The sequence below is a fragment of the Mesorhizobium sp. WSM4819 genome (assembly GCF_055811215.1).
The window spans coordinates 1-5,168 of the sequence record NZ_JBVVQO010000072.1; the positions used below are offsets into that span (position 1 = coordinate 1).

The window sequence follows — 5,168 nt, forward strand, 5'->3', positions numbered from 1 at the left end:
GTGGCTCTTGATCGCCGCGTTCCTGAACCGGCCGAAGCAGCTTGCCGCTTAGCGATCAAGATTGTTCACGGTCGACATATTAGCTTAGCATAAAGTAATCTCCGTTGCTTGGCGAGAACTTCATAAGCAACGTAAGCCTTTTGTTTGTCGGGTCTGCGAACGCGCGCCGGCCCCGCCCTATTCCGTGAGTTCTATCAGCCTGGGGTAGCGCGGGTGGCCGCGAATGGGCTCGAAATCGGAGTCGTTCTTGAACCACAGCTTCATTTCCGTGCCGACCTGAGGCAACCAGGCCTCCAGCAGGTCGATCGACCGGTCGCTCTCGCCCAGCAGCGCATAGGTGCAGGCGGCATTGTACTGGATGTTGATGTCGCCGGATTCGGTCGCAAGGGAGCGCTCGAGCCATGCCAATGCTCGATCGTGCTCACCGAGGAAGGCGAGCATGATCGCGCCAAGGCATCCGACATTGGCATTCTCCGGGTGGAGCCTTAGCTCCTCCTCGGCCTTCCCTATCGCGATCCGCGCATAGTTTTCGGCTTGATCGTTCTGCCCGAGCGAGCGGAAGACGTTCACGAGCATAACCGGCGCACCATAATCCGCCGGCTTGATCTCGATTGCCCTCAGGAAATACGTCGCTGCCATTTCGAACTGACCCTGGGTCACGCAGAACTCGGCATAGTACCGATTGGCCTCATGGCAGTTAGGATCGATGGCCAAAGCCCGCTCGAAGGCGGCAACTGCCTCGGCGCGGCGACCAGCGCCCGAAAGGGCGTGCCCCATGGCCGCATACGCTTCTGGCAGATTGGGGTCGATAGCCAACGCCTTTGCAGTGGTTGCCAGAATATCCTCGACCTGAATGTCGAAGCCAAATTGCGAGCGGAGCCGCGTGTTGCAGACCGCGATGCCGGCATAGGCTCGAGCATAGCTCGGGTCGAGTTCGATAGCCCTGGCGAAACTTTGCCTGGCCATCAGGTGGTTTGCCTTCGACGCGATGTGGTAATACTCGCGGCCTCTCAGATAATGCGTATAGGCTTCGACATTCTCGGTCGGCGCTTGCTCGATCGCCTTCTTCTCCTCGGGAAGGAGTTTGACCTTGAGCTGCTCGACGATTGCCTTGGTGATCCCGTCCTGCACGGCGAAGATATCGGTGAGGTCGCGGTCATAGCGGGCGGCCCAGACGTGGCCGTCGCTCGCCCCTTCGGTCAGTTCGGCATTGATCCTGACGCGGTTCCCGGCTTTGCGGACGCTTCCCTCGACCACATAGGCGACACCGAGTTCACTGGCGATGTGTTCCAGGTTCAGGGCGCGGCGCTTGCAGGCGAAGACGGTGTTGCGGCTGAGCACGAAGAGGCCCGAAACGTTGGACAGGTCCGTGATGATGTCCTCGGTGATGCCGTCGCTGAAGAACTCCTGGTCGGGATCGTTGCTCATATTGGCGAAGGGCAGGACGGCCACCGAAGGCTTGTCGGGGCGCGTCCCAATCTCGCCGGTCCGCATTTCGTTGCGCGAGGCGACATTCCCCCAATTGGCGAAATAGACATGCACCGGATGGGACATGTTCTTCACCGTCCTGGCACCCTGATCGGCGAAGTCCAGGTCGAGTTTGTTGCCGACCTCGTGGCGCACCGCCTCCGAACAGGCAATGCCGCCGGGTACGGCGAGACCTTGCAACCGGACTGCCATGTTCACACCGTCGCCGTAAAAATCGTCGCCGTCGACGACAAGATCGCCGAGATTGATGCCCATCCGAAACTTGAAATGGCGGTCTTCCGGGATCCCGGCGTTGCGCTCTACCATCCCGCGCTGGATTTCTACGGCACAACGGGCCGCATTGAGAACGCTGCCGAACTCGACAAGCAAGCCGTCGCCCATCACCTTGAAGATGCGCCCGCCATGCTTGGCTACAGTTGGATCGAAGAACTCGCGGCGATGCTGGCGAAGCGCGCCGAGCGTTCGCTCTTCATTTGCTTCCATCAGGCGACTGTAGCCTACCACGTCGGCAGCCAGGATCGCCGCCAGACGGCGCTCAACCCGCTCCTCGGACATGCCGTCTCCGGAAAACGTACATACTACACGATTTAATGGCATACCGGTGAAGGTTTTTCGATGTGGGCCGCAACGCGAGGGTGCGGGCTGGGATCGACATCAGCCCGCGTTGGAAAACCTCCCAAGCAGGAAGCTGCGGGGTGCAGGGTGGATGCTATGGGGAAAGCGCGGGGCTGGCGGTGACCAGCGGGCCGACAGTCGCAATCGGGGTGGCCCCAAACCTTGTGTCGGTCGGCCCTGCGCCTCATTCAGGTCGTTGAGATCAGTTTTGCCGTTTCCTGAAAGCAGACATAGCCAACGACCACGCTGGAGATCATGGTTGCGCCAGTAACCAACGATCCCGCCATCGCGGACAAGGGCTGAATCAAACCATTGACGTTACTCTGCGCTGAGATTCTGCCTCTGAGCGGCGGCACACTCTTCCAAAAAGCAGGATGTTTCGAAGCACGATCAATCGCGTGAACGATTAGGCCGAAATAGCGGAATCCGCATGCAATAAATTGGCGAGGTTCTCGTCCCGTGTCGGCGATCAATCCCGGCGCGGATCGTAAGGTCTGGCGGCCCGTTGAGCGACGCGCTCGCGGTACCTCGCGTCGGTACCACTTCGGTTTTCCGGCTTGGTAAGCGTTTCGACAGGCTTCCCGAGGACGACCAGCAGCGCGTCCCATTCTTCCTGGCCGAGCGTCTTGTAGCGGTACTTCAGACCCGGCGAAGCCAGGAACTGCTCGATCTCAGGCCGTGCGAAAGAGGCCGCAGGGCCAATGCGGCGAAAGCCGCTTCGCACGGCATCGGTAGCCGCGGTCAGGTCGCTGAAGCCATACTTGCCTGGATCGTAGACGGAGTACTCACGCAGCAGCCGCAACAGGTCGGGCACGGCATCGACGCCGCGCTCGCCCTGGCGCTTGATCAGGCCGGTGGCAAAGCGGCTGACCGCCGGATCTGCGAGAATCGCGCGCTCTTCCGGCAGAGGATCGGCGTATGCACCTACAGGGAGGCCGGCCAGGGCATTGATCCAGTGGCGCGACTCCTTCTTGTCGGTGGCCGCGAGGTAGCGGCGGGCGGCGAGCCGCCGCAGATCGGCGGAGTCGCCATCAACCTGTTTGATGACCGCCCACAGCCCGTCTGAGGATCGCACCCGCAGGTCCTCCAAGATGCGAACCAGCAGACGCCGGTCGCTCTCGCCGAGCGGCTGGTCGTTCGCGCGGAACGAGTCCATCCACTGATTGGCGAGCGCGAACGCGGGATCGCTCACCGGCTTATGCGGATCGTCGAGCGCTCTGGCAAGTTCCTCGCGCGTTCTCGTTTTCGCCGCTTCGATATCCACGCCGCGCGAAACGCTGGTGTGGTCGAGTAGCAGCCGGTTGACCGGAACCTCGGCGTACATCCTTCCGTCACCGAGCCGCCGACGCGCCCAGCCGAACCGGAAGTTCTCGATCCCGCCCGAAGTCCCGATCAGCAACGGCGCCGCCGGGGCAAAGATCGACAGGATCGACTGCCGCAGCAGCACCTGTTCACCGGCGTCGGTGATGGTGAGCGCCTTGCGGTGGGGTGCGGAGGGTTCGAGCGACCAATCCACCCGTCCCGACCGGGGCTTGGAATCGGGCACGGCAGGGCCGTCCTCGATCGCGATGGTGAAGCCGGGTTCGGGGGCGTCGTCGCTTTGCAGCAGCGCCTTGCCCTCTGACATCATCAGGTTCCATTCGGCTTCCAGCGCGCGCTGAGGGGCGAGTGGATCGGAGGCATCGTAGCGCCGCTCTTCCAGCAGGCCATGCCCGATAACGGTGCTTCGTTTGCCGGGCGTCGAGTCCGGCACGATGCGATAGGTATTGGAATGACCGCGAAGGGTCTGGACGCGGACTGAAGTGACGCCCGGGGTCTTGAGCAAGGCCGCGCACAATGCGTCGCAACGGCCCTCGAACGGGCGGGCGAGGAGAATGTCGCCGTTGAGCGCAATCGGTGCGCTCGGCTGAATGTCCGGCTCCTTCAGGCTGACCAGCATGTCCCTCGCCGAGGTGAGGCCTGGCTGGGGGATGGTCCAGAACAGTGCCAGCGTCGCGGCGCCCGACATGACGTTCAGAGGTACGCCTGAAAGGAAACTTCCGAGCAGCAAGCGGAACAGCGCGAAGGCGACGCCATACATGAAGGCCGTTGGCATCGACGCGAGGATGAGCCCCGGGATAATCAAGAAACTGCCGATGATGACCAGCCATGGCATTGTCAGCGCCACGAACGCGCCGACGCCGGTGATGATCAAGTACGTCTTCAACCACATGCGCGGAACCTTACCGCGCAGGACTCAAAAAAATGATAAAGCCACTGTTCTCGGGTCGGTGCCGTTTTGGGAATCCGCCCGTTGACGAATCTCGTTACGCTCACCTCAAAAAGCTGTCGATCGTCCGCCTTTGGAGGCTCTGGCGCCTCCATCAGATGACCGACTCGGTGAAGGTTTTTCGATGCGGGCGCGCAACGCAGACATCGGCCCGCGTTGGAAAACCTTCCAAGCATCGATCAGGCGATCTGGCCTTCTTCCGTGACCTGGCCGGCCTTGCACTAGGCTGACACCTTCGCCGCCTGGCTCGCGCCGCTAAGCAAATCCGAATGGGTCGGAGATAGTTGCGCTGCGTCTCCCGTGAGAAACGCCACATGGTCATGTCGCCGATCAACCGCTGGCGCAAAGGGCTGATGGATGTGCATCGAGAGCGGGATGGGTCATGGTCAGGCTCCTTGTTGAAGAAGCCCGTCATGCTCTGCCGCCGCCGAATGACGCTCAATGCGGGCGCGACGACCGGTCCCTGATCTCTACCTCAACCGCAGGCGCCTCCCGCGTAGCACGTTCGTTCTCCGACCCGAAGCAGAGTCTCACACGCGACGGCGGCATGGCTGCTTTGCGCCGCATGTCCGCCCTTGAGGCGATCTTTGCGATGCCGGATAGCAGACGCTGCCGGCGACCACCTTGGACATCTTATTGCGCCAGGCAGACATTTCCGATCGCGGGGCAGGCGGCCCCGGATGGGTCGCTACTTCGGCATCGGGAGGAGACTTCTGAAGTGATAGTGTCCTGAAGGTTCTGCAAAAAGCTCTGGAGAGAGAGCAGCCCTTACTCTGAGGCGAGGGGCGGCCATGGC

Annotated in this window: 3 protein-coding genes; all 3 read right to left on the reverse strand. The window is 61.8% G+C overall.

What is annotated here, in order from left to right; all coding sequences use genetic code 11:
• Window positions 1-177 precede the first annotated feature (177 nt).
• Entirely contained in the window at window positions 178-2,043 is a 1,866-nt protein-coding gene (locus AC0L18_RS32175; RefSeq protein ID WP_473495710.1) for a TPR end-of-group domain-containing protein, read from the reverse strand.
• A 248-nt stretch (window positions 2,044-2,291) separates the two neighbouring features.
• Window positions 2,292-2,576: a hypothetical protein gene (locus tag AC0L18_RS32180; RefSeq protein ID WP_473495711.1), complete on the reverse strand. Its 285-nt coding sequence runs from the start codon at window positions 2,574-2,576 to the stop codon at window positions 2,292-2,294.
• Window positions 2,573-4,297, reverse strand: a complete 1,725-nt coding sequence (locus tag AC0L18_RS32185; protein WP_473495712.1) for a hypothetical protein — start codon at window positions 4,295-4,297, stop codon at window positions 2,573-2,575. The genes AC0L18_RS32180 and AC0L18_RS32185 overlap by 4 nt, the downstream gene beginning before the upstream one ends.
• Between the last annotated feature and the right edge of the window lie 871 nt (window positions 4,298-5,168).

Coding starts and splice junctions, on each gene's coding strand:
- AC0L18_RS32175 (WP_473495710.1), bottom strand. CDS start 2,043: ATGTCCGAGGAGCGGGTTGAGCGCCGTCTGGCGGCGATCCTGGCTGCC.